The sequence below is a fragment of the Pseudomonas sp. AU11447 genome, assembly GCF_001672555.2.
GTDB classification, from domain to species: Bacteria; Pseudomonadota; Gammaproteobacteria; order Pseudomonadales; family Pseudomonadaceae; genus Pseudomonas; species Pseudomonas nitroreducens.
Window position 1 is genome coordinate 446,766 of record NZ_LZDG02000017.1, and the last position, 26,338, is coordinate 473,103.

The following is a 26,338-nucleotide window of genomic DNA, read 5'->3' on the forward strand; positions in this document are numbered from 1 at the left end:
GGCGCTACGGTAGCAAACGCGTTTTTATTCCTGAAATGCATTTTGAATCTAAGCTAATATGCGAGAAATGCAATTGGTGCCAGCCCCATGAAGATCGACGACATCGATGCCTTCGTCGCGGTGATCCGCAACGCCTCCCTCAGCCAGGCTGCCGAGAGCCTTGGCCTGACCCAGTCAGCCATCACCCGGCGGGTGCAGAGCCTGGAGGAATCCCTCGGGGTGGAGCTGCTGGACCGCAACACCAAGCCGCTCAAACCCACTGCCGCCGGGCGCCGCGTGTTCGAGCAGTGTTTGCGGGTGATGCGCGAGGTGGACGGCCTGCGTGAGCTGGTGGCCAGCGACAGCGCACCCAGCGGCGTGTTGCGCCTGGGCGTGCCGCAGAGCATCGGCGAGGTGGTGTTGCTGGAGGCCCTGCGGCGGCTGGCCGGTGAATACCCGGAGTTGCGCGCGCAGGTCAGCAGCGGTTGGGGCAGCCATCTGCTGGCTCGGCTGGAGAATGCTGAGCTGGACGCGGCTGTGGTGCTGTTCCCGCCAAGCAAAGTATTCCCCGATGACCTCGGCGCCACCGCGCTGGGCCGCATGGAATTGTGCGTGGTGGCCGCGCGCGACAGTGACGTGAAGGCTCGCCGCCTGCTCGACTGCTACCAGCACGGCTGGGTGCTCAACCCCGACGGCTGTGGTTTCCGCGCCGGCCTGCAACGCGCGCTGGCCGATCAGGGGCTGGGCTTGCAACTGAACCTGGAAACCTTCGGCAGCGAGCTGCAGTTGGGCCTTGTGGCCGAAGGGCGCGGGCTGGGCCTCGTGCCGGCGCCGGCCCTGGCGCGCAGTCGCTACCGCGAGCAGTTGCGCGTGCTGCAACTGGAGGACTTCCAGCCGCTGATCCAGCTCTGGCTGGTGCGCCCGCGCCTGCTGGGCAATCTCGAATCGCCGGCGCGGCTGTTCGGTGATGCGGTGGCTGAAGGCCTCGACATCGCGGCGGTCTGATTCGCCGCACCTGCCCTTGTAGGAGCGAGCTTGCTCGCGAACCCCCCGACGCCACGTCTCTCTCGTAGGGCGGATAACCCGGAACGGGTTATCCGCCGATGTACCTCGCGGCGGATAACGCTGGCGCGTTATGCGCCCTACGATCCTGATTCGCCGCACCTGCTGCCCTTGTAGAAACGCGAAAATCCCGCTCTGCAACTTGGTCGCTTCTGAATATGCGTATTTAGCATATTAGGATATGACAAAAATGAATTTCCATCATGAAGAACTTGCCTATAGCTTCTAAGAACAACGTCTAAACCGACGTTTTTCTTATAACGAAAGCCGCCGACCTTATGCAGCGGCCCAGGCGAGGGCAACACAGTGAGCGTGGAAATTCTCGGCATGATCACCGCCACCCCGAGTTCCGAGGTGGACCAGCCGCTGGGGGAGGCGGTGGATGCCGGATTCGTCCGGCGCTTTGCCCAGGCCCATGAGGACGCTGGTTTCGACCGCGTGCTGGTGGGGTATTTCAGCAATGCCGCCGAAGGAGCTGTGGTCAGTTCCTTCGTCGCTGCCGCTACCCGGCGGCTGGGCATCCTGCTGGCCTATCGACCCGGTGTGATCGCGCCGCCCCTGGCTGCCCGGCAACTTGCCACCCTCGATCAGTTCAGCGATGGCCGCCTGGCCCTCAACGTGGTCAGCGGCGGTAACGACGAAGACCTCGCCCGCGACGGCGATTACCTCGAACACGACCGCCGCTACGCCCGCACCGACGAATACCTGCAAGCGCTGCGCGACATCTGGACCGCTGAAGGCCCGGTGGACTTCGATGGCGAGTTCTACCGCTTCCAGGGTGCCTCGCCCGCCGTGCGCCCGCAGCAGAAACCGCACATCCCGATCTACTTCAGCGGCTCCTCGGATGCCGCCATCGACGTCGCGGCGAAGCACGCGGACACCTACATGCTCTGGGGCGAGCCGCTGGCCGCCGTCGACGGCCACATCCGCCGCGTGCGGGCTGCCGCGCATGCCCAGGGGCGTGATCCACGTTTCTCGGTGTCCTTCCGCCCCATCGTCGCCGACACCGAGGAAGCCGCCTGGAAGCGCGCCGCCGAAGTGCTCGAACAGGTGCGGGAGAACCGCACCCGCCTGGGCCTGCCGCTCAATGACCACCAGCCGGAAAACGTCGGCTCCCAGCGCCTGCTGGCCGCGGCGCAGCAGGGCGAGGTGCTCGACACACGCCTGTGGACCGGCGTGGCCCGGCTTACCGGTGCGCGCTGGAATTCCACCGCGCTGGTCGGTACGCCCGAGCAGGTCGCCGCCGCGCTGGGCGAGTACTACCGCCTGGGCGTTTCCACCTTCCTGATCCGTGGCTTCGACCCGCTCGGCGATGCCGTGCGCTACGGCCAGGGCCTGATTCCCGCCATCCACGACCATATCGCCCGCCTGCCGCAACTGCGGCGCGCCGGCTGAGGAGCTTTTCGATGAACCTGAAGCAACGCCTGCGCGCCACCTTCGCCGCGCTCATCCTGGGCGCGCCGCTGGCCCAGGCCGCCGACCTGCCGACCTTGCGGGTGGGCGACCAGAACTACTACAACGTGCGCGCATCGATGGAAGCGTCCGGTGTGCTTGAAGGTGCGCCCTACACCGTCGACTGGAAGCACTTCCAGTCCGCCGCGCCGGTGGCCGAAGGCCTGCAGGCCGGCGCGCTGGACCTGGGCTTTCTCGGCGACTCGGGCTTCATCTTCCTTGCCGCCAAGGGCGCGCCGGTGAAGCTGATCGGTATCTCCCGGCAGAACCCGGACACCATTGCCCTGCTGGTGCCCAAGGATTCGCCGGTGAAAACCATCGCTGACCTCAAGGGCAAGAAGGTCGCCTACTGGCCGGGCGCCTGGAGCCAGCAATTGACCCTGCGTGCGCTGGAGAAGGCCGGCCTGCCCAGCGATTACGTGGAGTTCGTCAAGCTGATGCCCATCGACGCCGCCGCCGCATTGCCGCGCGGCAGCATCGATGCCTTCCCGGTGTGGGAGCCCTACATCTCGCAGCAGATCGTATTCTCCGGCGCGCGCCCGATCCTCACTGCCCGCGACCTGATGCCGGGGCTGTCGAGCATCGCTGCCAACGCCAATTCCATCGATCCCAAGCGCGAGCAGATCGCCGATTTCCTTGGCCGCCTGCAGAAGGCCCGCGCCTGGGTCGAGGCGCACAAGGAGCAGTACGCCGACATCTGGGCGAAAAAGGCCAACCTCGACCAGTCCGTGTCGCGCCACTGGATCGGCCAGGCCGCCATGAGCGTCGGCCCGGTGGATAAACAGGCCGCCGCCGATTACCAGGGCACCGCCGACTTCCTCCTGCAAACCGGCGCGCTGCCCAAGGCTTTCGATACCTCCAGCGTGATCGATACCTCCTTCACCACCTCATTCCACTGAGTGGCGGGTTCTCAGCTAAGGCAAAAAGGTTATTTAACCTTGCGGCGGTGCTTGGATATGGTTCTAAGTGCCGCCCCGGCCGCCGGCTCTGCCCGACGGCGCAACGGGGTTGTTCCAGGCTCCGATTCCGCTTCAGTCCACCCGCGCGCCCAACGCCCAGGCCACTGATCCTCGCGTCTATCCAGAGGTGTCCATGAGCGTTGTTCCATTCCGGCTGGCTGCGACCCGGCCGGTCGCACCGCCTGTTCCCAGCACGGCCGGAACCTGGGCTCGCGCTCTGCGCGAGTCCGGCCTGTTGCGGCTGTCCCTGCCGGCTCAACTGGGCGGTAGCGCCAGTCCCTGGCAGGACATCCTGCAAACCCTGCGCGATCTCTGCGAGCGGGACGGCGGGCTGGCCCGGCTGTTCGCCGTCCACCACCTGCAGCTGGCGCGGGTCAGCCTGCTGGGCAGCCGCGAGCAGGTGCAGCGCCTGCTCAACCTGACACTGTTGCGCGAGCCGCTGTGGGGGGCGCTGGGGGATGGGCAGTCGCTGCAGGCCGCCGAACATGTGCGTGGTGGTTTCCGCGTCAATGGCGCGGAGTGGGACGCCTTCACCGTCGAAGCCGCCGACTGGTTGGTGCTGCGCGCCTGGTACGAACCCGGCCGCGATTTCCTTCTCGCCGCGCTGCCCAGCGCCCGTGCGGGCCTGGTGTTGCGCGGCGGTGCGCAGTGCAACGAACTGCGTCTGCATCCGGAAGACATCCTCCTGCCGCCGGGGCTGGCGATCACGCCTCGGCGTTCGCTGTGCGATGGCCTGGCCCTGCTGCTGGAAGCCAACGTCGCCCTCGGTCTTGCACTGCATGCGGCAGAGCGGCTGGAACTGGCGCAGAGTTCTGATCTATTGCGGCTCCTCGGGCTGGGACTGGTGCTCAGCGAACAGGCCGCCGCGCAACTGGACGACGACATCGCCGCTGGCGCCGGGCTGAGCTTCAGCCGCAGCAGCCATTTCTCCAACCTGGCCATCCAGGCGCTGGCGGTGGCTCGCGAGGCCGCGCAATCGAGTCTCCGCGCGGAAGGCTTGAGGGCCCGGCTGCTGGGGGCTGCGCACTGATCGGCGGGTAAATCCGTCCGGCATTAGTTAAGAACAAAAAATTATTTATTTTGGATTTTTTATACCTGTAATCTTCGCTCTACCGGACCACCGGACTCATCCAGCATCACCTGACCTGTCCAGTGGTCCGCCTCGCTCTGCGGGCGGCCAACCCGTACCCGAGGAGCCGTATCCATGTCCCGCAGTCATTTCCTGCGCCGTTTCGCCGTTGGCCTCAGCGCGTCGGTCGCCCTGTTCGGCGCCCTGTCCGCCCAGGCCGAGCAGACCCTGCGCATCGGCTTCCAGAAGTCCTCCACGCTGCTGACCGTGGTGAAAGCCCAGGGCAACCTGGAGCGCGAACTGGGCAAGCAGGGCATCAAGGTCACCTGGCATGAGTTCCCCAGCGGCCTGCCGCTGCTCGAGTCGCTGAATGTGGGCAACGTCGACCTGTCCGCCGACGTCGCCGATACCGTACCCGTCTTCGCCCAGGCCGCCGGCGCGCAGCTGACCTATTTCGCCCGCGAAACCCCGTCGCCCACCGCGCAGTCGATCCTGGTGCCGCACGATTCGCCGCTCAACTCCCTGGCCGATCTCAAAGGCAAGCGCGTGGCCGTGACCAAGGCCGCCGGCAGCCACTACCTGCTGATCGCCGCCCTGCAGAAGGCCGGGCTGAAGTTCTCTGACATCCAGCCGGCGTACCTCACTCCCGCCGATGGCCGCGCCGCCTTCGAGAACCACAAGGTCGATGCGTGGGTGACCTGGGACCCGTACGTAGCCAGCGCCCAGCGTCAGCAGAACGCCCGCGTGCTGGTCGATGGCAAGGGCCTGGCCAGCTACCAGCGCTACTACCTGGCGTCCACCGAGTACGCCAAGGCTCACCCGGAAGTGCTCAAGCAGGTCTTCGCCGAACTGCAGAAGACCGGCCGCTGGGTGAAGGAACACCCCACCGACGCCGCCAAGGTGCTCGGCCCGCTGTGGGGCAACCTCGATGTCGCCACCGTCGAACAGGCCAATGCCCGCCGCAGCTATGACGTGCAGCCGGTGCGCAAGGACGGCCTCGACGAGCAGCAACGCATTGCCGACGCCTTCTACGCCGAAGGCCTGCTGCCCAAGCCTGTCGATGCCCGCGCGGTGCCGGTCTGGCAGCCGGACGTGGCGAGCAACTGATCCGCTATTTCCCGCCGCTCTCCCGAGCGGCCCGTCACGGCCCGGCCGGCCGCCTTTGTACGCATTTCCAGGAGCTCCACATGAAACACATCAGTGCCCCGCGTCGCCTGCTGGCCGCGCTTGCCCTGGTCGGCGTCGCTGGCGCCGCCCAGGCCGATATCACCCTCGGCTACCAGACCGGCATCGACCCGACCAAGGTGCCCCAGGCCGACGGTACCTACGAGAAAGTCATCGGCGAGAAGCTCGACTGGCGCCGCTTCAACAGCGGCCCGGAAGTGGTCGCCGCCATTGCCTCGGGCGACGTGCAACTGGGCAACCTCGGCTCCAGCCCGCTGGCCGCCGCGACTTCCCGTGGCCTGCCGATCGTCGCCTTCATCGTCTCCGCGCAGATCAACGCCGCCGAGGCCCTGGTGGTGCGCAACGGCAGCAAGATCGAGAAGCCCGAGGACCTGGTCGGCAAGACCATCGCCACGCCCTTCGTGTCGACCTCGCACTACAGCCTGCTGGGTGCGCTCAAGCACTGGAACATCGACCCCGGCAAAGTGAAGATCGTCAACCTCAACCCCACCGAGATCGCCGCCGCCTGGCGCCGTGGCGACATCGATGGCGCCTTCGTCTGGTCGCCCGCCCTGGGCGAGATCAAGAAATCCGGCAAGGTACTGACCGACGCCGCCGAAGTCGGCCAGTGGGGCGCGCCGACCTTCGAGGTCTGGGTCGCTCGCAAGGACTTCGCCGAGAAGCACCCGGAAGTCATCGCCAAGTTCGCCAAGGTCAGCCTGGACTCCTTCGCCGACTACAACGCCCACAAGGCCGAGTGGACCGCCGATTCCGAGCAGGTGAAGAAGATCGCCAAGCTGACCGGCGCCGATCCGAAGGATGTGCCTGAGCTGCTGGCCGGTTCGGCCTTCCCTGAATCCCAGGCGCAGCTGTCTTCCGCACTGCTGGGTGGTGGCACCGCCAAGGACATCGCTGGCACCGCTGCCTTCCTGAAAGAGCAGAAGCGCGTGCCTTCGGTACTCAAGGACTACTCGCCCTACGTCAGCGCGGAATACGTGCGCCAGGCGGAGAGCGTGCAGGTCGGGCAGCGCTGACGAGTTGCTCTTCGTAGGAGCGAGCTTGCTCGCGAACCCGCCCGAGCTTCGGAGCAGACCTGGGTTCGCGAGCAAGCTCGCTCCTACAGAAAAGCGCTACGTAATCCTTCTCACCCTACGGAGGGCAGAACATGAGCCGTCTGACGGCCGAGGCGGTCAGCCTCACTTTCCAGCAGCGCGGACGCGAGCGCGTCGTGTTGCAGGACCTCACTCTCAGCCTGGCCAAGGGCGAATCCCTGGTGGTGCTCGGCCCGTCCGGCTGCGGCAAGTCCAGCCTGCTCAACGTGCTGGCAGGCTTCCAGGCGCCGGACAGCGGCCGCGTGCAGATCGATGGTCGGACCCTCGAAGGTCCTGGCGGCGAACGCGGCGTGGTGTTCCAGGATGACGCCCTGATGCCCTGGCTCAACGCCCTGGACAACGTGGCCCTGGGCTTGCGCATTCGCGGCGTGGGCGCTGCCGAGCGCAATGCCCGTGCCCACGAAGTACTGAAACTGGTGGGCCTGGGCGAGCACGCGGACTACCGCATCGCGCAACTTTCAGGCGGCCAGCGGCAGCGCCTGGGCCTCGCCCGCGCACTGGCGGTGGAACCGGATTTCCTGCTGCTCGACGAACCCTTCGGCGCGCTCGACGCGCTGACCCGCGAACGCATGCAGGTGCTGACACTCGACCTGTGGCGCAAGACCGGCAAGGGCCTGTTCCTGATTACCCACAGCGTCGACGAAGCGCTGTTCCTGGCCACCGACCTGGTGGTGATGGACGGCCCGCCGGCGCGCATCGTCAAGCGCCTGTCGCTGGACTTCGCCCGCCGCTACGCCGCCGGCGAGCCGGTGCGCAGCATCAAGTCCGACCCGGAATTCGCGCGACTGCGCCAACTGCTTCTCGATGAGTTCCTCGAAGAACCGGAGGCCGAGCATGCCCACTGAAACCCTCGCCGCCAAACTCCCCGCCGCCGCGCCGAAAGCCCGTAGCGTACCGGGTGATTACCGCCGCTGGGCCGCCGCCGGCAGCATCGTCGGCGTCTTCGTGCTCTGGTGGCTGGCCACGCACCTGGGCTGGGTCGACACCCTGTTCCTGCCGGCCCCGGAGCAGCTGGTGGAGGCCTTCCAGCGCGTGCTGGCCGAAGGTTACGTCGACGCCTCGCTGTGGCAACACGTCGGCACCAGCCTGATGCGTGTGCTGCTGGCGCTGGGCGCTGCGGTGCTGACGGCGATTCCGCTGGGCATCCTGATGGGCCTCAATCCGCTGGTCAGCGCGGCGTTCGATCCGCTGGTGGAGTTCTATCGCCCGGTACCGCCGCTGGCGTACCTGCCGCTGATCGTCATCTGGTTCGGTATCGGCGAGCTGTCCAAGGTGCTGTTGATCTACCTCGCCCTGTTCGCGCCGCTGCTGATCGCCACCGCTGCCGGCGTGCGCCGCGTGGACAAGTCGCGCATCCAGGCCGTGCGCTGCCTGGGCGCGAGCCGCCTGCAGGTGGTGCGTCACGTCATCCTCCCCAGCGCGCTGCCGGAAGTCCTGACCGGCCTGCGCATCGCCCTGGGCGTGGGCTGGTCGACCCTGGTCGCCGCCGAGCTGATCGCCGCCAACCGCGGCCTGGGCTTCATGGTGCAGTCCGCCGCGCAGTTCCTCGCCACCGACGTGGTGGTGCTGGGCATCCTGCTGATCGCCGCCATCGCGCTGAGCTTCGAGTTGGGGCTGCGCTGGCTGCAGAAGCGCTTTGCTTCCTGGGAATAAATCCACCGATTCGACACCCTCGCCTAGCCGGCGAGGGCAGGGGAGAGAACGCCTCTTCCCGTGAACCTCACGAGAGAACACGAACATGACCACCCTGAACATCGAACCCATCAGCCCGGCCCTGGGCGCCGTCGTTTCCGGCGTGCGCCTGGCTGATCCGCTGGACGACGCGGCGCAGCGCCAGATCGAGCAGGCCCTGCTCGATCACCACGTGCTGTTCTTCCGCGACCAGCCGCTGACGCCGAGCCAGCAGGCGAACTTCGCCGCGCGCTTCGGCGACCTGCACATCCACCCGATCTACCCCAGCTCGCCGGAGCAGCGCGAAGTCATCGTCCTCGATACCGCCGTCACCGATGTGCGCGACAACGCCATCTGGCACACCGACGTGACCTTCCTGGAGACCCCGGCCCTGGGCGCAGTGCTCGCCGCCAAACAGCTGCCGCCCTACGGTGGCGATACCCTGTGGGCCAGCGGCATCGCCGCGTTCGAGGCGCTGTCGAAACCGCTCCAGCAACTGCTCGACGGCCTTACCGCGACCCACGACATCAGCAAGTCCTTCCCCCAGGAGCGCTTCGGTGCCACCGACGCGGACCTCGCGCGCCTGGAAGAGGCGCGGAGGAAGAACCCGCCGCGCAGCCATCCGGTGATCCGCACGCACCCGGTCACCGGGCGCAAGGCGCTGTTCGTCAGCGACGGCTTCACCACCCGCATCAACGAGCTGGAGCCGGCGGAAAGCCGCGCGATCCTCGACCTGCTGTTCGCCCACTTCGCGCGTCCGGAGTTCACCGTGCGCTGGCGCTGGAAGGAAAACGACGTGGCCTTCTGGGACAACCGCGTGACCCAGCACTACGCGGTGGACGATTACCGCCCGCAGCGGCGCGTGATGCACCGTGCGACGATTCTGGGAGACAAACCGTTCTGAGTTCGCCACACGGATTGGCGGTTTGATTTGTAGGGGCAAGCTTGCTCGCGAACCGCATAACTCCGGAGTCATCCGGGAATCCGTTCGCGAGCAAGCTCGCTCCTACAGACGGCGCGGCGACTCGGAAATTACCGTCATCCCCGTGACATAAGGCAACAAAGCCGCACGGCAGACCGCATTCGTCGCCATTCTGGGTCGCGGCGGCTGGCGCACTGTCCTACGCTTTGGCAGTTCCGCTTTATGAAGAGACTGCCTACATGCAAGAACGGATTCCCGACGAGTCCAACCTCGCCGAGCTGACGGTTCGCGGCCTGATCCTCGGCGCGCTGATCACCGTGGTGTTCACCGCTTCCAACGTCTACCTCGGCCTCAAGGTCGGCCTGACCTTCGCCTCGTCGATTCCCGCGGCAGTCATTTCCATGGCCGTGCTGCGCTACTTCTCCGGCTCCAACATCCTCGAGAACAACATGGTGCAGACCCAGGCCTCGGCGGCCGGCACCCTGTCCTCGATCATCTTCATCCTTCCGGGCCTCTTGATGATCGGCTACTGGAGCGGCTTCCCGTTCTGGCAGACGGCGGCCATCTGCTCCATCGGCGGCATCCTCGGCGTGCTCTACACCATTCCGCTGCGCCGGGTCATGGTGGTGCAGAGCAGCCTGCCATACCCCGAGGGCGTGGCGGCGGCGGAAATCCTCCGTGTCGGCAGCCAGGACGAGGAAGAGGAGAAGGCCGGCAAGCCTGCGAAAGCCGGCGGCCCGGGCCTGCGCGACATCCTTGCCGGTGGCGTGGTCGCGGCGGCCTTCAGCCTGTTCAGCAGTGGCTTCAAGGTGCTCGCCGAAGGCTTCAGCTTCTGGATCACCGCCGGGCAGGCGGCGTTCCGCCTGTCCACCGGCTTCTCCCTGGCGCTGGTCGGGGCCGGCTACCTGATGGGCATCACCGCCGGCATTGCCATCCTGATCGGTGTGGTCATCGCCTGGGGCGTGGCGGTGCCGCTGCTCTCGGTGAACAGCGTGCTGGCGGCGGGGCAAACTCTGCCGGAGCTGGCCACCAAACTGTGGAGCAGCCAGGTGCGCTTCCTCGGCGCCGGCACCATCGGCATCGCCGCACTGTGGACCCTGGCAACGCTGTTCAAACCCATGGTGCAGGGCGTCTGGTCGTCGCTCAGTGCCGTGCGCGGCCGCGGCGAAGTCAGTGACCTGCGCACCGAGCAGGACCTGTCCGCGAAATGGATAGTCGCCATCGCCGGCTTCCTGCTGGTGGCGCTGTTCGTAGTCTTCTCCTACTTCCTCAGCGACGCGGCGCCGGACCTGAAGGGTGTCGGCTTCTGGGGCCTGGTGGCGGTCTGCGTGATCTTCGCCTTCTTCTTCGGCTTCCTGATCGCCGCCGCCTGCGGCTACATGGCGGGCCTGGTCGGCTCGTCGAGCAGCCCGATCTCCGGCATCGGCATCATCGCGGTGATCCTGGTGTCTCTGCTGATCCTTGGCGTCGGTTCGTTGGAGACCGGCTTCCTCGACCAGCAGGGCGGCAAGCTCGCCATTGCCCTGGCGCTGTTCACCACCTCGGTGGTGATCGCCATCGCGGCGATTTCCAACGACAACCTGCAGGACCTGAAGACCGGTTATCTGGTCGGCGCCACGCCGTGGCGCCAGCAGGTGGCGCTGATCGTCGGCTGCCTGGTCGGCGCGCTGGTGATCCCGCCGGTGCTGGAGCTGCTGTTCAACGCCTATGGCTTCACCGGCGCACTGCCGCGCGAGGGCATGGACCCGAACGCCGCCCTGGCTGCACCGCAGGCAACGCTGATGACCGCCATCGCCAGCGGGATTTTCCACAACGCGCTGAACTGGAACATGATCCTCATCGGCGTGGCGCTGGGCATCGCGCTGATCCTGGTGGACATACTGCTGCGCCGTACCGGCAAGGCCAGCCTGCCGGTGCTCGCCGTCGGCCTGGGCATCTATCTGCCGCCGACCATCGGCATGACTTTGGTGGTCGGCGCGGTGATCGGCTGGCTGCTGGAAACCGCGCTGGCCAAGCGCGCGGCAGCCGCCGGCAAGGACGTGGAGAAGTACTCCGACGAGCCCAAGCGCCGTGGCGTGCTGCTGGCTTCGGGCCTGATCGTCGGCGAGAGCCTGATGGGTATCCTGCTGGCCGGCATCATCGGCGCCACCGGTTCTGCCGCGCCCCTGGCCCTGGTCGGAGGGAGTTTCGAGGACACCGCGCAGTGGCTGGGCCTGGTGGTCTTCGTGGCGATCTGCGTGCTGTTCTACCGCAAAGTGCTGAGCGGCACCCGCGGCTGATCCTTCGCCATGTCGTGAAAAAGGCGCCTGCGGGCGCCTTTTTCATTGGGGTTTTCGTAGGAGCAACTGTCTTTTCCTGGAAAAATCCGTGCCTGTGTTTTCCCCCTCACCCCAACCCTCTCCCTCAGGGAGAGGGGGCAGATCGTGCCGGCTGACGACATAGCTTCATCCTGCACCGAACGGTCCCCTCTCCCGCGTGCGGGAGAGGGCTAGGGTGAGGGGCTCTTGATCTTTGCAGGGTGGCTCGCTCCTGCATCTGGTGCGCAAGTCCGAACCTAGCGCACCAGATGCAGGAACTGCAGGTGCCGTTCGTACTGGTCGAGCATGTCGTTGATGATCTGCTCCTTGCTGTAGCCCATCAGGTCGTAGTCCTGGCTGCCTTCGGAGAGGTGCACCTCGGCGCGGAAGTAGCGGCGGTTCTTCAGGTGCAGGCCACCCATGCCGGCGCGGGCGAAGGACGGAGTGAAGTAGCCGCGCATCGACACCTGGTAGAGGAACGTGTGCTGCTCGCCGTGGCCGATTTCCAGGACCAGCTCCAGGTTGCCCAGGTCGAGGTCGGACTCCACCTGCAGGCCCTTTTCGCGGAATACCTGGGACACCTCGGCAATCGCCGGGCTGACGACATCGACCATGAAGCGGTACACCTCGTCCCGCGTGGGGAAGTGCACCGCCTGGGAGATGCGCCGCTTCCAGCCGCCGGGCTTGGCCGAGGGCGGTGGCGCCAGGGAGTGGGTGCGCGCGCGCTGGCGCTGAGATTCGAGGTAGAACGCCTTGTGCAGGCCCCACATCATCAGCAGCAGGATCAGCGAGAAGGGCAGCGAGGTCAGCACCACGGCGGACTTCAGCGCATCGATGCTGCCGGCGAACAGCAGGCCGCCGGTGACCAGTGCGGTGGCCACGCCCCAGAACACCCGCAGCCACTTCGGGCCATCGTCGTCGGCGCTGCCGCCGTGGGCGGAGAGTGTGGAGAGCACCACGGTGCCGGAATCCGCCGAGGTAACAAAGAACACGAAGCTGACCAGCACCGTCACCGCGATCACCACGCGGCTCGCGGGGTAGTTCTGCAGCATCTGGTACAGCGCCATGGACGGATCGGAAATGGCGACTCGTCCAAGCTCGCTGAAGCCGTGGTTGAGTACCTGATCCAGCGCGCTGTTGCCGAAGATCGACATCCACGCCAGGGTGAAACCCAGCGGGATGAACAGCACGCCGAAGACGAACTCGCGGATCGTCCGCCCGCGCGAGATGCGCGCGATGAACAGCCCGACGAAGGGCGCCCAGGCGATCCACCAGGCCCAGTAGAACACCGTCCAGCCACCCAGCCAGTCGCTGCCGTCCTTGCCGTAGGCATAGAGGTCGAAGCTCTTGGTCGGCAGGCTGCCGAGGTAGTCGCCGATGTTCTGCACCAGGGTGTTGAGCAGGTGCTGAGTGGGGCCGGCGAACAGCACGAAGAGCAGCAGCGCGCAGGCCAGCAGCATGTTGATGTCAGAGAGCAGGCGGATGCCCTTGTCCACGCCTGAGACGGCGACCAGGATCGCCGCACCCATCATCAGCGCGATCAAGGTCATCTGCACCGGATGGCTGTGGGCGATGCCGAACAGGAAGTCCAGCCCGGCGTTGAGTTGCAGCACACCGAAGCCCATGTCCGCGCCCAGGCCGAACACCGTGGCGATGATGCCGAAGCAGTCCACGGTATAGCCGATGGGGCCGTTGATGCGCTTGCCGATCAGCGGGTAGAGCGCCGAGCGCAGCGCCAGCGGCAGGTTGTGCCGGTAGGCGAAGTACGCCAGCGCCATCGCCACCAGGGCGAACACGCCCCAGCCGTGCAGGCCCCAGTGCAGGAACAGCAGCTGCATGGCCTGCCGCGCCGCTTCCGGCGTGCCGGCTTCGCCTTGCGGCGGTTGGGCGAAGTGGGTCAGCGGCTCGGACACGCAGAAGAAGAACAGGGTGATGCTGATGCCGGCGGCGAAGAGCATGCCGGCCCAGGACAGGTAGCTGAATTCCGGCTCGTCGTGGTCGGCACCGAGCTTGATCTTTCCGTAGCCGGAAAGCGCGGTGACCACCACGAAGATCAGGTACAGCGTCATCGCCAGCAGGTAGTACCAGCCGACGGTATCGGCGGCCCAGGACTGTGCGGCGAGCAGCCATTCACCGGCCCGTTGGGGCTGGCTGATGACGATCAGGGCGAAGAGAAGGATCAGCGCGGCCGCACCGTAGAAGACCGGTGGGTTCATGCGCATGGAGGGTGGGGGTGTTACGGACGGGGGCGATTGTGCAGCGGACAAAACGGGCGGGGTCCCTCGGATTTTTCCTTGAACAAGCATTCAATGAAAACACGGGAAGGCTCTGGAAAGCCAATCGGCGGGACCGATGGTCCCGCCGCCGGCCCTGTCAAAAGGGCCGAGCGGAGCGGGTACTGCTTACTTGCGGCGGTTCTTTTTGGCCTCACGAATCTCACGGCGCTCCGGATCGGCCTTGACTGGCGCGGTCAGGAAAGCGGTGGCGGCGAAAAAGTTAGCAAGAGCGGCGAAAGTCACGATGATCTCCAATGGCGCCGGGGAAAATGGGTCCCGACTGCCTGATAGCCATTTTCCCTGAACATTGTGACAAAAAGAAGTGAATGGTCTTGATGAGCGGTATTGATGTGGTCGATGGAGCTGCTTTGTTCGGTGTTTGTGGTGAATAGTCCTGATTTTGACTTCCTGCTCAGGATTCCCTCCTGCCGACCTGCAAGTCGGCACGGCCTTTCACTGCGACCATTCGTCGCCAAAGGTGAAACGGTTCAGCGCAGGCTCTGGCTTTGACGCGATAAACGGCTGTCAGCGGCGAGAAACAGGTACTCCCGTAGCACAATCGCCGAAATAGAGCGGCTTCAATTCCGGAAGCTTGAACGAGTGTGCAGTTTTTCGTGAAAAACTTGTGAATCGGCTATGGCGATTGACTTGTTGATTCCGTTAGTCTCCCCCGGCAGGACAAAAAACCACCAACAGGGAGCATCTCGAGATGGACTTCAAACGTATCGCCCTTGCTACTGCACTCTTCGCTTCGCTGGCTGGCTGCCAGACCATGACCACCAACCAGGCCATCGTTCCGCTGCAGGCCGCCACCGCCCAGATGATCGGTCTGGCTTCATCGGACGAGCTGGTCGTCAGCGACGTCAAGGCCGGCCAACCGGACGCCCTGGGTGGCCAGGAACTCTCCTACGTCGCCACCACCACCAAAGGCCGCGTGTTCAACTGCACCTCGCGCATGATGCCGGGCCTGCTGACCGATCCGGCCAAGCTGACCAACCCGTCGTGCACTCCGGTGGTCGCGCACTCCAACACCGCCACCAAGTAAGACTGCCCTGTCGCCCGTGCGCGGCCCTTCGGGTCGCGCTGGCGACTACAGCGCGGTATCAGCTGCGCTCGTGCTCCAGGCGTTGCAGCAGCGCACGCAACTGCGCCTCGACGCCGGGCTGGCGCACCAGGCGCTCCAGCGCCGCTTGGTTCACTTCCGCTTTCCCGCCTGTCCCCGCTATGCCGCCTGACCCGGCCGCTCCCCCTGAAAAATTCAGGTGCTCCGGGCGAATCTCTTCGTCCGGGCTGACCAGCAGGGCGAAGTGGATGACGTTTTCCAGCTCACGGATATTGCCCGGCCACGAATAGCTTTCCAGCGCGCGCTGGGTGTCGCTGGCGATCTGTGGCACCGGCAGTTCCAGGCGTTGTGCGTGCACGCCGAGGAAGTACTCGGCCAGCGGCTGGATATCGCCGATGCGCTCGCGCAGCGGTGGCAGCGTGAGGTTGCCGTCGTGCAGGTATTGCTGCAGCCCTTCGAGGAATTTCCCCGCCTTCACCGCCTGCCCCAGATCGATGCTGGTGGCGGCGACCAGACGCACGTCCACCGGTACCGGCTCGCGTGCGCCGACGCGCAGCACTTCACGCTCCTGCAATACGCGCAGCAGCTTCTGTTGCAGCGACAGCGGCAGGTCGGCGATCTCGTCCAGATAGAGGGTGCCGCCGTTGGCCGAGCCGAACCAGCCGGCGCGGCTGCCTACCGGGCCGTTGTGCGCGCCCGGTGCGTAGCCGAACAGCTCGGCGTCGGCGTAGTTGCGGCTCAGCGCGCTGCAACTCACGGCGACGAACAGGCCGGGGCGCTCGCTGGCGCGGTGGATGTGGCGGGCCAGCAGCTCCTTGCCGGTGCCGGTCTCGCCATGGATCAGCACCGGTTGCGGCAACGGCGCCAGGCGCTCCACCTCGTCGCGCACTTCATGAGAGCGCGGGTCGAAGAACACCAGCGCCTTGGCGCGGATGCTCAGCGGGCTCTTGTCGGCGTCGGGGAAGGTCAGCAGCGGTAGCGGCGCGTGTGGTGCGTTCATGGAAAATCTCCTTCTGCTCTTACAGCGCGTCCAGCGCCTGCAGGAAGTCACTGACGATGTCCTCGCTGTCCTCGATGCCCACCGAGACTCGGATGGTGCCGTCGTGGATGTCCAGCGCGGTCAGGGCCTCGGCGGACAGCGCACGGTGCGAGGTCTTGCCGGGGTGGGTGATGCTGCTGGCGACACCGGCCAGCGACGGGGCGAAGGCGGCCAGTTGCAGCGCGCCGATCAGCGCGTCGATCTGGTCCAGGCCACCCTTCAGGGTGAAGCTGAGCATGCCTGAGTGGCCTTTGCGGAACAGGCGTTGCGCCAGTGTGTGGTCCGGGTGCGAGGGCAGGCCGGGATAGTAGACGCGCTCCACCTGCGGGTGCGCCTCGAGGGCCTCGGCCAGTGCCTGGGCGTTCTGCGAATGCGCGCGCATGCGCAGTGCGAGGGTCTTCGCGCCGCGGAAGTTCAGCCAGCTCTCGAAGGGGCTGGCGCTGCCGCCGGCGTTGATCTGGAAACGCCGCGCCGCGGCGATCCATTGTGCGTCGCCGACCAGTGCGCCACCCATGGCGTCGCTGTGGCCGTTCAGGTACTTGGTCGTGCTGTGGATCACCAGGTCGGCACCATCGTGCAGCGGCTGGTAGAGCACCGGCGAGAGGAAGGTGTTGTCCACCAGCAGCTTGAGGCCGTGGCGGTGGGCGAGATCGGCCAGCGCCGGGACATTGCTCACGCGCACCAGCGGGTTGGATGCGGTCTCGGTGTAGATCAGTTTCGTGGTCGGGGTGATCGCCGCTTTCACCGCGGCCAGGTCGTTGAGGTCGAGCAGGGTGGCCGCGATGCCGAAGCGTGTCAGCTCCTTCTCGATCAGGCTCTGGGTGGTGCCGTACAGCTCGCGGCTGGCGATCAGGTGATCACCGGCGCCGAGCACGCCGAGCAGCGCGGCGGAAATGGCCGCCATGCCGGAGGCGGAGAACAGCGCGTCCTCGCCGCCTTCCAGATCGCGCAGCAATTCCTCCACGGCGCTGTGGTTGGGGTTGCCGATGCGCGTGTACATGTAGTTGTCGGGGTTGCCGGCGAGAAAGTCGTCGACCTGCTCCAGGGAGTCGTAGACGAACACCGAGCTCTGGTAGATCGGCTGGCTCTTGGCACGGGTGACCATGCGCCGGTCGGCGTCGTGGCCGCTGTGTACGGCGCGGGTGGAAGGGCCTTTGGCGTGGTCGCTCATGGCAAGTCCTTGGGAAAGAAAAACGCCGGTGGAACCTGCCCACCGGCGTTGAAGCGGGTGCGCCAAGGGCGCGCCCAGCGTGGGAGTCGTTGCGCCCGGCGGATGGCCGGGCGACGGATCAGAAGGCGGGCACCACGGCGCCGTTGTACTTCTTCTCGATGAAGGCTTTGACTTCCGGGCTGGTCAGGGCGGCGGAGAGCTTCTTCAGCGCATCGCTGTCCTTGTTGTCCGGGCGCGCCACCAGGTAGTTCACGTAGGGCGAGTTGCGGTCCTCGAGGATCAGCGCGTCCTTCACCGGGTTGAGCTTGGCTTCCAGCGCGTAGTTGGTGTTGATCAGGTCCAGGTCGACCTGGTCCAGCACGCGCGGCAGCAGGGCCGATTCCAGCTCCTTGAACTTCAGGTGCTTGGGGTTCTCGGCGATGTCTCGCGGGGTGGCCAGGGCGTTGCTCGGGTCCTTGAGCTTGATCACGCCGGCCTTCTGCAGCAGGAGCAGGGCACGGCCGCTGTTGCTGCCTTCGTTGGGGATGGCGACGGTGGCGCCGTCCGGCAGCTCGTCGATGGACTTGTACTTCTTCGAATAGCCGCCGAAGGGCTCAACGTGCACGCCGGTCACGGTGACCAGGTTGGTGCCCTTGCCCTTGTTGAAGTTGTCCAGGTACGGCTTGGTCTGGAAGTAGTTGGCGTCCAGGCGCTTCTCGGCGACCTGCACGTTGGGCTGCACGTAGTCGGTGAAGACCTTGATCTCCAGGTCCACGCCTTCCTTGGCCAGGGTCGGCTTGATCAGCTCGAGGATCTCGGCGTGGGGGATCGGCGTGGCGGCAACGACCAGCTTCTCGTTGGCGAAGGCGGAAGTGGTGAAGGCAGCGGCGAGGGCGGTCAGAAGCAGCAGCTTTTTCATTGCGATGTCCTTGTGGGGCAGATGACCGCTGGCGTCCGGGCCGGCCGGGATGGGGCCTTCGTACGGGCGGTGGATTCTAGTTCCGCAGCTCACTTGGCAGCGGTTGAGGCGAAAGTTACCCGGCTTTTTTATTCCAATAAAATATTAATTTTTCATTTTCATATTCGATTTTGTTCATATCGAACAGGCTGATCGGATGAGACATCCTGTCGCGCGACACCCCGTCGCGCGGCAACCCACCACTCCAGGCTGCGCCGCAGGCACGCGTAAGATCGAGTCGTTTTCTTGAGCGGCGTCAATGCGGATGGCGGTCCATTCTGATTGAGCGGCGAAAGAAACCCGAACCGACAGGAGATCGGTGGCTCGAAAAAGATCCATCAAGCAACACAGACATCACGCAAGAACGCCCTGCGCATGCGCAAGGTACGGTGCCGACCCTCCGTGGGGTGGGCGTCAGCCTGAAGAGGAATTGTCATGTTCGGATTAGAGGCGCTCGACCTGGCTCGGATCCAGTTCGCCTTTACCGTGTCTTTCCACATCATCTTTCCTGCCATCACCATCGGCCTCGCCAGCTACCTGGCAGTGCTCGAAGGCCTGTGGCTGAAGACCCATGAGGAGGTCTACCGCGACCTCTATCACTTCTGGTCGAAGATCTTCGCCGTCAACTTCGGCATGGGCGTGGTCTCCGGCCTCGTCATGGCCTATCAGTTCGGCACCAACTGGAGCGCCTTCTCGGCGTTTGCCGGGAGCGTCACCGGCCCGCTGCTGACCTACGAAGTGCTGACCGCCTTCTTCCTCGAGGCCGGCTTCCTCGGCGTCATGCTCTTTGGCTGGCACCGCGTCGGCCCCGGCCTGCACTTCTTCGCCACGGTGATGGTGGCGATCGGCACACTGATCTCGACCTTCTGGATCCTCGCTTCCAACAGCTGGATGCAGACCCCGCAGGGCCACGAGATCGTCAATGGCGTGGTGGTGCCGGTGGACTGGGTGGCGATCATCTTCAACCCGTCCTTCCCCTATCGCCTGCTGCACATGGCGATCGCCTCGTTCGTTGCCACCGCCTTCTTCGTTGGCGCCTCGGCGGCCTGGCACCTGCTGCGTGGCCGCGACAACCCGGCGATCCGCAAGATGCTCTCGATGGCGATGTGGATGGCACTGATCGTCGCGCCGATCCAGGCCATGGTCGGTGACGCCCACGGCCTCAACACGCTGAAGCACCAGCCGGCGAAGATCGCCGCGATGGAAGGCCATTGGGATAACAGCAGCGGCGAACCGACCCCGTTGATCCTGTTCGGCTGGCCGGACATGGAGCGTGAGGAAACCCGCTTCAAGATCGAGATTCCGGTACTCGGCAGCCTGATCCTGAATCACAGCCTGACCGAGCCGATCCCGGCGCTGAAGGACTTCCCGAAGGCCGACCGGCCCAATTCCACCATCGTGTTCTGGTCGTTCCGCATCATGGCCGGCCTGGGGATGCTGATGATCTTCGTCGGCCTGTGGAGCGCCTGCCTGCGCTGGCGCAAGCGGCTGTTCGAGAGTCGCGCCTTCCTCAAGCTGGTGCTGTGGATGGGGCCGTCCGGCCTGATTGCGATCCTCGCCGGCTGGTTCACCACCGAGATCGGTCGCCAGCCGTGGGTGGTCTACGGGCTGATGCGTACCAGTGATGCGGTGTCCAACCACAGCGTGACGCAGATGAGCATCACCCTGGTGATGTTCGTGGTGGTGTACTTCTCGCTGTTCGGCGTGGGCATCGGCTACATGATGCGCCTGGTGCGCAAGGGCCCGATCACCCATGAAGGGCGCGAAACCAGCCAGGGTGGCGCTGGCCAGCAACGCACTCCGGCGCGGCCGCTGTCGGCGACCGCCGAGGGCCTCGACGACGATGAAACCGACAGTCCGGTAGGGAGGAACTGAGCATGGGCATCGACCTTCCGCTGATCTGGGCGATCATCATCATCTTCGGCGTGATGATGTATGTGGTGATGGACGGCTTCGACCTGGGGATCGGCATGCTCTATCCGTTCTGCCAGGACGAGGGCGACCGTGACGTCATGATGAACACCGTGGCGCCGGTCTGGGACGGCAACGAGACCTGGCTGGTATTGGGCGGCGCGGCGTTGTTCGGCGCCTTCCCGGTGGCCTATTCGGCGGTACTCTCGGCGCTGTACCTGCCGCTGATCCTGATGCTGATGGGGCTGATCTTCCGCGGCGTGGCCTTCGAGTTCCGCTTCAAGGCCCGGCCGGCGAAACGGCACATCTGGGACAAGTCGTTCATCGTCGGTTCGCTGGTGGCAACCTTCTTCCAGGGCGTGGCGCTGGGGGCCTTCATCGAGGGCATCCCGGTGGAAAACCGCGCCTTCGCCGGCGGCGCGCTGGACTGGCTGGCACCGTTCCCGCTGTTCTGCGGCCTCGGCCTGGTGGTGGCATACACCCTGCTGGGCTGCACCTGGCTGATCATGAAAACCGAGGGCCCGCTGCAGCAGCGCATGCATGACCTGGCGAAGCCCCTGGCGTTGGTGCTGCTGGCAGTGATCGGCATCGTCAGCCTGTGGACGCCGCTGGCCCACGAGGAAATCGCCCAGCGCTGGTTCAGCCTGCCGAACCTGTTCTGGTTCCTGCCGGTGCCGCTGCTGGTGCTGCTGACCTTCTACAGCCTGCTGCGCTCGGTGGCGCGCAATGACCATGTGAAGCCGTTCCTGCTCACCCTGGCGCTGATCTTCCTCGGCTACAGCGGCCTGGGCATCAGCCTGTGGCCGAACATCATCCCGCCGTCGATGTCGATCTGGGATGCCGCGGCGCCGCCGCAGAGCCTGGGCTTCATGCTGGTGGGCGCGCTGTTCATCATTCCCTTCATCCTCGTCTACACCGCGTGGAGCTACTACGTGTTCCGCGGCAAGGTGAAGCACGGCGACGGCTACCACTAGAGGTGCGCGTGATGACCCATGAAGAGCAGGAGAAGGCGCCGCTGCGCAAGCGGCTCGGCTGGCTGGTACTGATCTGGGCGCTGAGCGTCGCCGGCCTGGGCGTCGCAGCCTGGCTGATGCGCCTGTTCATGAGCGCGGCGGGGCTGGGCACGCCGCACTAGCCGCGCAATCGATCCCATCCGGGCGCCGTCCCCCGGCGCCCGTTCCCACATCCCTCGCCGGTGCTTCCAGCGGGGGATTTTTTTCGCCGGTTATTCGGGGCTGTTTGTAGGAGCGAGGGAGACCCACAGTCCTCGCTCGCGAACCGGCCAATTCCGGAGCCACCGGTGAACCGGCTCGCGAGCAAGCTCGCTCCTACAGAAACATCAGGCTCAGTGCAGCTTGTCGCGCTTGGCCAGCGTGGGGAACAGCTTCATCCATGCGCCGGTGACGATCAGCGTACCGACACCGCCCAGCACCACCGCTGGCACCGTGCCGAGCCAATGCGCGGTGACGCCGGATTCGAACTCGCCCAGCTGGTTCGAGGCGCCGATGAACAGGCCGTTCACCGCGCTGACCCGGCCGCGCATCTCGTCCGGGGTTTCCAGCTGCACGAAGGCGCCGCGGATGACCATGCTGATCATGTCCGCCGCGCCCAGCACTACCAGCACCGCCAGGGAGAACCAGAAGGACGTCGACAGGCCGAAGGCGATGGTGGTGACCCCGAACACGCCCACGGCAGCGAACATGATCCGCCCGACGTTGCGCTCGATGGGGAAGCGCGCCAGCCAGAACGACATCAGCAGCGCCCCCACCGCCGGGGCGGAGCGCAGCAGGCCCAGGCCCCACGGGCCGGTGAGCAGGATGTCCTTGGCGAACACCGGCAGCAGTGCGGTGGCGCCGCCCAGCAGCACGGCGAACAGGTCCAGCGAGATGGCGCCGAAGATGTCCGGGCGGCTGCGGATGAAGCGGATGCCCGCCAGCAGCGATTCCAGTGTCGCCTTGCCCTGCGCCGCCGGCGCTTGGCGCTTGGGCAGGGTCAGCACCAGGGTGCAGGCGATGAAGTAAAGGATTGCGGTCGGCGTATAGACCCAGAACGCGCCGAAGGCATAGAGGAAGCCGCCGAAGGCCGGCGCGGCGATGGTCGCCGCCTGCATGGCCGAGGCGGACGCGGCGACGGCACGGGGGAACAGTGCCGTGGGCACGATGTTCGGCAGCAGCGCCTGGGTGGTCGGCATCTCGAAGGCCCGCGCGGTGCCCAGCAGGAAGGCCATCACGAAGATCATCTCGCGGGTCACGTTGTCGGTGCTGGCGCCCACCACCAGCGCCACGGCGATCAAGCCCTGGCCGACCTGGCAGAGCGAAGCGATGCGGCGGCGGTCGTAGCGGTCGGCGACGTGACCGGTATGCAGCATGAAGAGCACGCGCGGGGTGAATTCCACCAACCCGACCAGGCCCAGGTCGAGCACGTTGTGGGTCAGTTCGTAGATATGCCAGCCGATGGCCACGGTGATCATCTGGAAGGCGCTGGCGGTGCAGACGCGGGCCAGCCAGAAGGCGAGAAAAGGACGGTGACGCAGCAGGGACGTGGCTTCGGCGGTCATCTTGGAGGCTTTTCTGGAGAGGTCGTTAGGAGGCTAAGCAAGGGTCGTGCAGCGTAGCACGACGTAACACTTTTCCGCTTGTCGCCGAGGCTTTTTGCTATTGGCGAATAGTCGCGACCTGTCGACTAAAATTTTCATCTCCGCGACAAGCTGTCCGATTGACTTTGCTTCGCACTATTGAGGTGCGTTAAAGTTGACAGAAGAGTCAGGTTTTCCTGCAGGATCTTTCCTCCGGCGCCATCCCCGAGACGCCCGCGATTCGCGGCCTCCGAACTCTCTCCAGCACAGAAAAAACCACATGGGCGGACCTTCACCGCCCAGAGGATGAACCATGTCCAACCGTGATATTTCCCGGCGCGCCTTCCTGCAAGGCGGGCTGATTGCCGGTGTCAGCGTGACCATGGCGCCGCTCGGCAGCCGGGCCTTCGCTGCCCTGATGGAAAACTCCGTCACCGTCTCGCCCCAGCAGTGGATGGGCCACGACGGCAAGGCGCGCTTCCGTAACGACGCGCTGTCCAAAGTCTGCGGCAACAAGGTGTTCGCCCGCGACATCCGCTCCAAGGACATGCCCGGCTGGCCGCAGCAGCAGGGCCACGCCATGCTGCTCAAGACCATCAAGGCCGACCGCATCTTCGACGGTATCGACCTCGCCTGGCTGGGCGCCGAGCTGCAGCCGGACCGCATCGTCACCGCCGAGGACCTGGACAAGGACGGCATCGTCTTCCCCGAGGCCCATGCCCCGGACCCGCTGCTGCCGCGCGGCAAGGTGCCGATGTTCATCGGCCACCCGGTGGCGATCCTGATCTGGAACGACTTCGAGCGCTTCCGTCAGGCCAAGCTGAAGATGAAGTTCAACGACAAGGCGATCCGCTACGGTGCACAGGCGCCGCTGTACCAGGGCGACCCCTACGGCAGCTTCCGCTACGTGCGTGTGGGCGGGGCGACTTCGGCCGATCCGGACGAGTTTTCCAGCCTCAAGGACTCGATCCTCTTCCCGATGATCCGCGAGCGCAAGCCAGTGTGGAACCAGCAGCCCAACCAGCACGGTGACCTCACCGAGCAGGGCCTGTTCTACGCGCAGAAGATCAAGGACCAGATCGAAAACCCGCCGGAGAACTGGCTGGTCTTCGACGAACGCTACAAGACCCCGTCCATCGAGCCGGCCGCCATGGAGCCGGACAACGGCAACGGCTGGTACGACCCGGCGAGCAAGACCCTGCATTTCGTGGTCGCCACCCAGTGCCCGTTCGAAGCGGCCTACGAGACGGCGCACATGATCGCCCCGTCGCGCTTCGGCCTGGCCAAACTGAACATGCACCCCGGCTACACCGTGGGTTACGGCTCCAAGGACCACAACATCTTTGTCTACTACGCAGCCCTGGCTGCGCTGTACGGCAACGGTGTACCGGTGCGCCTGGCCAACGACCGCTACGAGCAGTTCCAGAGCGGCATCAAGCGCCACCCGTTCGACATCCGCTACCAGCTCGCGGTGGACAAGAAGGACATGACCTTCAAGATCTTCCGCACCGAGATGAGCGTGGATGGCGGCGGCCGCATCAACTACAGCCCGTCCGTGGCCGCCGTGGGCGCCACCGCCGCGCAGTCGATCTACTACATGCCGCAGAACGACCTGCAGGTGACCGCCTACCATTCCCGCGCCGTCGAGGCCGGGTCCATGCGTGGCTACGGCACCCTGCAGAGCATGGCCGCCACCGAGATGATGGTGGATGAGATCGCCGGTCGCCTGGGCGTCGATGCCATCGAACTGCGCCGCGTCAACGCGCTGAAGTCGGGCATGAAGAACACCCAGGGCGCGATCCCTGCCGGTGCGCTGCGCCTGCACGAAATCCTCGACAAGGCCGCCGCCCACGAGTGGTGGAAGACCCGCGACGCGCGCAAGCAGTCGATGGACGCCAAGGACCCGGACCACTGGTACGGCGTCGGCTTCGCCATCTGCCAGAAGGACTTCGGCACCGGTTCGGAAGCGCCGATGGCGAGCATCGAGTTCGATGCCACCGGCAAGGTGCACATGCGCCACATCGGCATCGAGATCGGCACTGGCATGTCGACCTCCCAGGCGCTGGTGGTGGCCGACTTCCTCGGCAAGCCGGCGGACGAGATGAAGACCGCCGAAACCGAGTGGCCGGAACTGCAGCTGATCAGCGGTGAAGACCCCTACACCATGAGCCAGCCGACCCAGGACGAGAAGCTGCGCAACCCGCGCTGGGTCGGCAAATACGCCTCGGCGTCGTCGGCGACCAACTCGGCCTACTACTTCAGCCACGCCACCCGTGAAGCGGCGCGCGTGCTGTTCAACCACGGCCTGTGGCCGGCGGCCCTGGAAATCTGGCGTCGCGGCCCGTTCAACGGCGCTGCCAATCCGCTGGTGGTGCGCCGCGAGGACGCCCACTGGGTCGACGGCAAGCTCACCGCCAACGGCCTGCAGCCGCTGTCGTTCGCCGAGCTGGCGCAGGTCGCTCACGAGAAGGGCCTGGTCACCGGCGCCACCGTCCACGGCTTCAACCGCTGGAGCTGGGCGGAGTGCGACTACGTCATCGACGGCGTGCGCGACCGCCTGCCGCTGGACGCCCTGGCCGTGAAATATGGCGACGGCGCGCCGGGTGTGAAGAAGGCGCAAATGAACAGCGCCGGCTTCCACCTGCTGGATCGCCAGAACGTGGCCTATCCGCCGGTGCAGCTGAACAACGCCGCCGTGACCTACTACAGCCCGGTGGCGACCATCGTCGAGCTGAAGGTGAACAAGGGCAACGGCGAAGTCAGTGTGCTCAACCACCACAGCTGGATCGAGTGTGGCCGCGTGCTGGTGCCTGAACTGGTGAAAGGCCAGATCGAAGGCGGCACCGCGATGGGCATCGGCCACGCATTGCTGGAAGACATGCCGCTGTACGAGGGTGGCCCGGGCGAGGGCGACTGGAATTTCAACCGCTACCGTCTCCCGAAGGCGAAGGACGTGGCCGTCTGGCAGCAGAGCTCGGAAATCCTTCCGCCGCTCTCGCCCAGCGACCCGTCCAAGGGCATCGCCGAAGTGGTGATGATCCCGGTGGTCGGCGCCATCAGCAACGCCGTGGCCCATGCCATCGGCAAGCGCGTCCGCGACCTGCCCATCACCCCCGCTCGCATCAAGGAGGCCCTCAATGGCTAACCGTCCGCTCAACCTGACCTTGAATGGTCAAACCGTCGGTCCGGTCGAGGTTCCCGAGGACCTGCCGATGATCGACTACCTGCACGAATACCAGAACCTCACCGGTTCGCGCCTGGGCTGCGGCCAGGGCATCTGCCATGCCTGCGTGGTGATCGTCGACAACCCCGACGGCACCAGTGAGGAAGTGCGCACCTGCATCACCGGCGCGCACTACTTCGAAGGCAAGAAGGTGCGCACCATCGAGGGCCACGCCAAGCGCGAGGAAGACGGTTCGGTGAAGGAACTGAACCCGATCCAGCAGAAGTTCGTCGACCGCTTCGCCTTCCAGTGCAGCTACTGCGCACCGGGCTTCGTCAACGCCGCCACCGTGCTGGTGGAAAAGGCCCAGCGCCAGCCGTTGAAGAAGAGCGAACTGGAATCGACCATCGAGGCGAGCCTCGGCCACCACATCTGTCGCTGCACCGGGTACGTGCGTTACTACGACGCCACCCGCGAAGTGCTGACCGATCTCGGCCTGGTCAAGGAGGGTTGAGC

21 protein-coding genes are annotated in these 26,338 nt (G+C 65.6%); 16 read left to right on the forward strand and 5 right to left on the reverse strand.

The genetic code is table 11. The annotated features are described in order from the left end of the window. The first annotated feature begins 87 nt into the window (after window positions 1–87). The 10 genes from A6723_RS02730 (at window position 88) to A6723_RS02775 (ending at window position 11,669) form a co-directional block, all read left to right on the forward strand. On the forward strand, window positions 88–984 hold the full coding sequence (locus A6723_RS02730; RefSeq protein WP_054906489.1) for a LysR family transcriptional regulator: 897 nt from the start codon (window positions 88–90) through the stop codon (window positions 982–984). 384 nt (window positions 985–1,368) lie between these two features. Then, window positions 1,369–2,436, forward strand: coding sequence for an LLM class flavin-dependent oxidoreductase (locus A6723_RS02735; RefSeq protein WP_082450416.1), 1,068 nt, complete (start codon window positions 1,369–1,371; stop codon window positions 2,434–2,436). An 11-nt stretch (window positions 2,437–2,447) separates the two neighbouring features. Next, the gene (locus tag A6723_RS02740; protein ID WP_054906491.1) at window positions 2,448–3,392 is read left to right on the forward strand and encodes an ABC transporter substrate-binding protein; all 945 of its coding nucleotides are present in this window, start codon (window positions 2,448–2,450) and stop codon (window positions 3,390–3,392) included. 193 nt (window positions 3,393–3,585) lie between these two features. Continuing rightward, window positions 3,586–4,482, forward strand: coding sequence for an acyl-CoA dehydrogenase (locus tag A6723_RS02745; RefSeq protein ID WP_139092878.1), 897 nt, complete (start codon window positions 3,586–3,588; stop codon window positions 4,480–4,482). Between the two features lie 174 nt (window positions 4,483–4,656). Beyond that, window positions 4,657–5,628: an aliphatic sulfonate ABC transporter substrate-binding protein gene (locus A6723_RS02750; protein WP_054906493.1), complete on the forward strand. Its 972-nt coding sequence runs from the start codon at window positions 4,657–4,659 to the stop codon at window positions 5,626–5,628. An 80-nt stretch (window positions 5,629–5,708) separates the two neighbouring features. Continuing rightward, window positions 5,709–6,719: a taurine ABC transporter substrate-binding protein gene (gene tauA / locus A6723_RS02755; RefSeq protein ID WP_024764758.1), complete on the forward strand. Its 1,011-nt coding sequence runs from the start codon at window positions 5,709–5,711 to the stop codon at window positions 6,717–6,719. 131 nt (window positions 6,720–6,850) lie between these two features. Continuing rightward, the gene (locus A6723_RS02760; protein ID WP_054906494.1) at window positions 6,851–7,642 is read left to right on the forward strand and encodes a taurine ABC transporter ATP-binding protein; all 792 of its coding nucleotides are present in this window, start codon (window positions 6,851–6,853) and stop codon (window positions 7,640–7,642) included. Continuing rightward, a complete protein-coding gene (locus tag A6723_RS02765) occupies window positions 7,632–8,450 on the forward strand; it encodes an ABC transporter permease subunit (RefSeq protein WP_054906495.1) in 819 nt (272 codons plus the stop codon). The genes A6723_RS02760 and A6723_RS02765 overlap by 11 nt, the downstream gene beginning before the upstream one ends. 85 nt (window positions 8,451–8,535) lie before the next feature. After that, complete coding sequence (gene tauD, locus A6723_RS02770; RefSeq protein ID WP_054906496.1) at window positions 8,536–9,372, forward strand: taurine dioxygenase; 837 nt, start codon at window positions 8,536–8,538, stop codon at window positions 9,370–9,372. A gap of 257 nt (window positions 9,373–9,629) precedes the next feature. After that, complete coding sequence (locus A6723_RS02775; protein ID WP_054906497.1) at window positions 9,630–11,669, forward strand: OPT family oligopeptide transporter; 2,040 nt, start codon at window positions 9,630–9,632, stop codon at window positions 11,667–11,669. Between the two features lie 275 nt (window positions 11,670–11,944). On the opposite strand, the gene betT is transcribed toward A6723_RS02775, so the two are convergent. Then, window positions 11,945–13,903, reverse strand: a complete 1,959-nt coding sequence (betT, locus tag A6723_RS02780; RefSeq protein WP_139092886.1) for a choline BCCT transporter BetT — start codon at window positions 13,901–13,903, stop codon at window positions 11,945–11,947. Between the two features lie 769 nt (window positions 13,904–14,672). Between betT and A6723_RS02785 the strand changes: the two genes are divergently transcribed. Further along, entirely contained in the window at window positions 14,673–15,008 is a 336-nt protein-coding gene (locus A6723_RS02785; protein ID WP_024764762.1) for a hypothetical protein, read from the forward strand. A 58-nt stretch (window positions 15,009–15,066) separates the two neighbouring features. Here A6723_RS02785 and A6723_RS02790 read toward each other — a convergent pair whose 3' ends face one another. The 3 genes from A6723_RS02790 to A6723_RS02800 form a co-directional block, all read right to left on the reverse strand. Further along, window positions 15,067–16,026 (reverse strand): sigma 54-interacting transcriptional regulator, encoded by a 960-nt coding sequence (locus tag A6723_RS02790; RefSeq protein ID WP_054906499.1) that lies wholly within the window; start codon window positions 16,024–16,026, stop codon window positions 15,067–15,069. Between the two features lie 19 nt (window positions 16,027–16,045). Further along, window positions 16,046–17,236 carry a PLP-dependent aspartate aminotransferase family protein gene (locus tag A6723_RS02795; protein WP_054906500.1) on the reverse strand — a complete coding sequence of 397 codons (1,191 nt, stop codon included), beginning with the start codon at window positions 17,234–17,236 and terminating at the stop codon, window positions 16,046–16,048. Between the two features lie 118 nt (window positions 17,237–17,354). Further along, entirely contained in the window at window positions 17,355–18,134 is a 780-nt protein-coding gene (locus A6723_RS02800; protein ID WP_024764765.1) for a MetQ/NlpA family ABC transporter substrate-binding protein, read from the reverse strand. 474 nt (window positions 18,135–18,608) lie between these two features. On the opposite strand from A6723_RS02800, the gene A6723_RS02805 reads away from it, so the two are divergent. Genes A6723_RS02805 through A6723_RS02815 form a run of 3 tightly spaced genes read left to right on the forward strand, consistent with a single transcriptional unit; the run spans window position 18,609 to window position 21,219 of the window. Continuing rightward, window positions 18,609–20,048, forward strand: coding sequence for a cytochrome ubiquinol oxidase subunit I (locus A6723_RS02805; protein ID WP_054906501.1), 1,440 nt, complete (start codon window positions 18,609–18,611; stop codon window positions 20,046–20,048). A 2-nt stretch (window positions 20,049–20,050) separates the two neighbouring features. Next, window positions 20,051–21,058 carry a cytochrome d ubiquinol oxidase subunit II gene (cydB, locus tag A6723_RS02810; protein WP_054906502.1) on the forward strand — a complete coding sequence of 336 codons (1,008 nt, stop codon included), beginning with the start codon at window positions 20,051–20,053 and terminating at the stop codon, window positions 21,056–21,058. An 11-nt stretch (window positions 21,059–21,069) separates the two neighbouring features. Continuing rightward, window positions 21,070–21,219 (forward strand): DUF2474 domain-containing protein, encoded by a 150-nt coding sequence (locus A6723_RS02815; protein ID WP_037007166.1) that lies wholly within the window; start codon window positions 21,070–21,072, stop codon window positions 21,217–21,219. 210 nt (window positions 21,220–21,429) lie between these two features. Here A6723_RS02815 and A6723_RS02820 read toward each other — a convergent pair whose 3' ends face one another. Further along, a complete protein-coding gene (locus tag A6723_RS02820) occupies window positions 21,430–22,641 on the reverse strand; it encodes an MFS transporter (RefSeq protein WP_054906503.1) in 1,212 nt (403 codons plus the stop codon). A 331-nt stretch (window positions 22,642–22,972) separates the two neighbouring features. Between A6723_RS02820 and A6723_RS02825 the strand changes: the two genes are divergently transcribed. Further along, window positions 22,973–25,804, forward strand: coding sequence for a xanthine dehydrogenase family protein molybdopterin-binding subunit (locus A6723_RS02825; RefSeq protein ID WP_054906504.1), 2,832 nt, complete (start codon window positions 22,973–22,975; stop codon window positions 25,802–25,804). Continuing rightward, window positions 25,797–26,336, forward strand: coding sequence for a (2Fe-2S)-binding protein (locus A6723_RS02830; protein ID WP_024764769.1), 540 nt, complete (start codon window positions 25,797–25,799; stop codon window positions 26,334–26,336). Before A6723_RS02825 ends, A6723_RS02830 begins: the two co-directional genes overlap by 8 nt. Window positions 26,337–26,338: the final 2 nt, after the last annotated feature.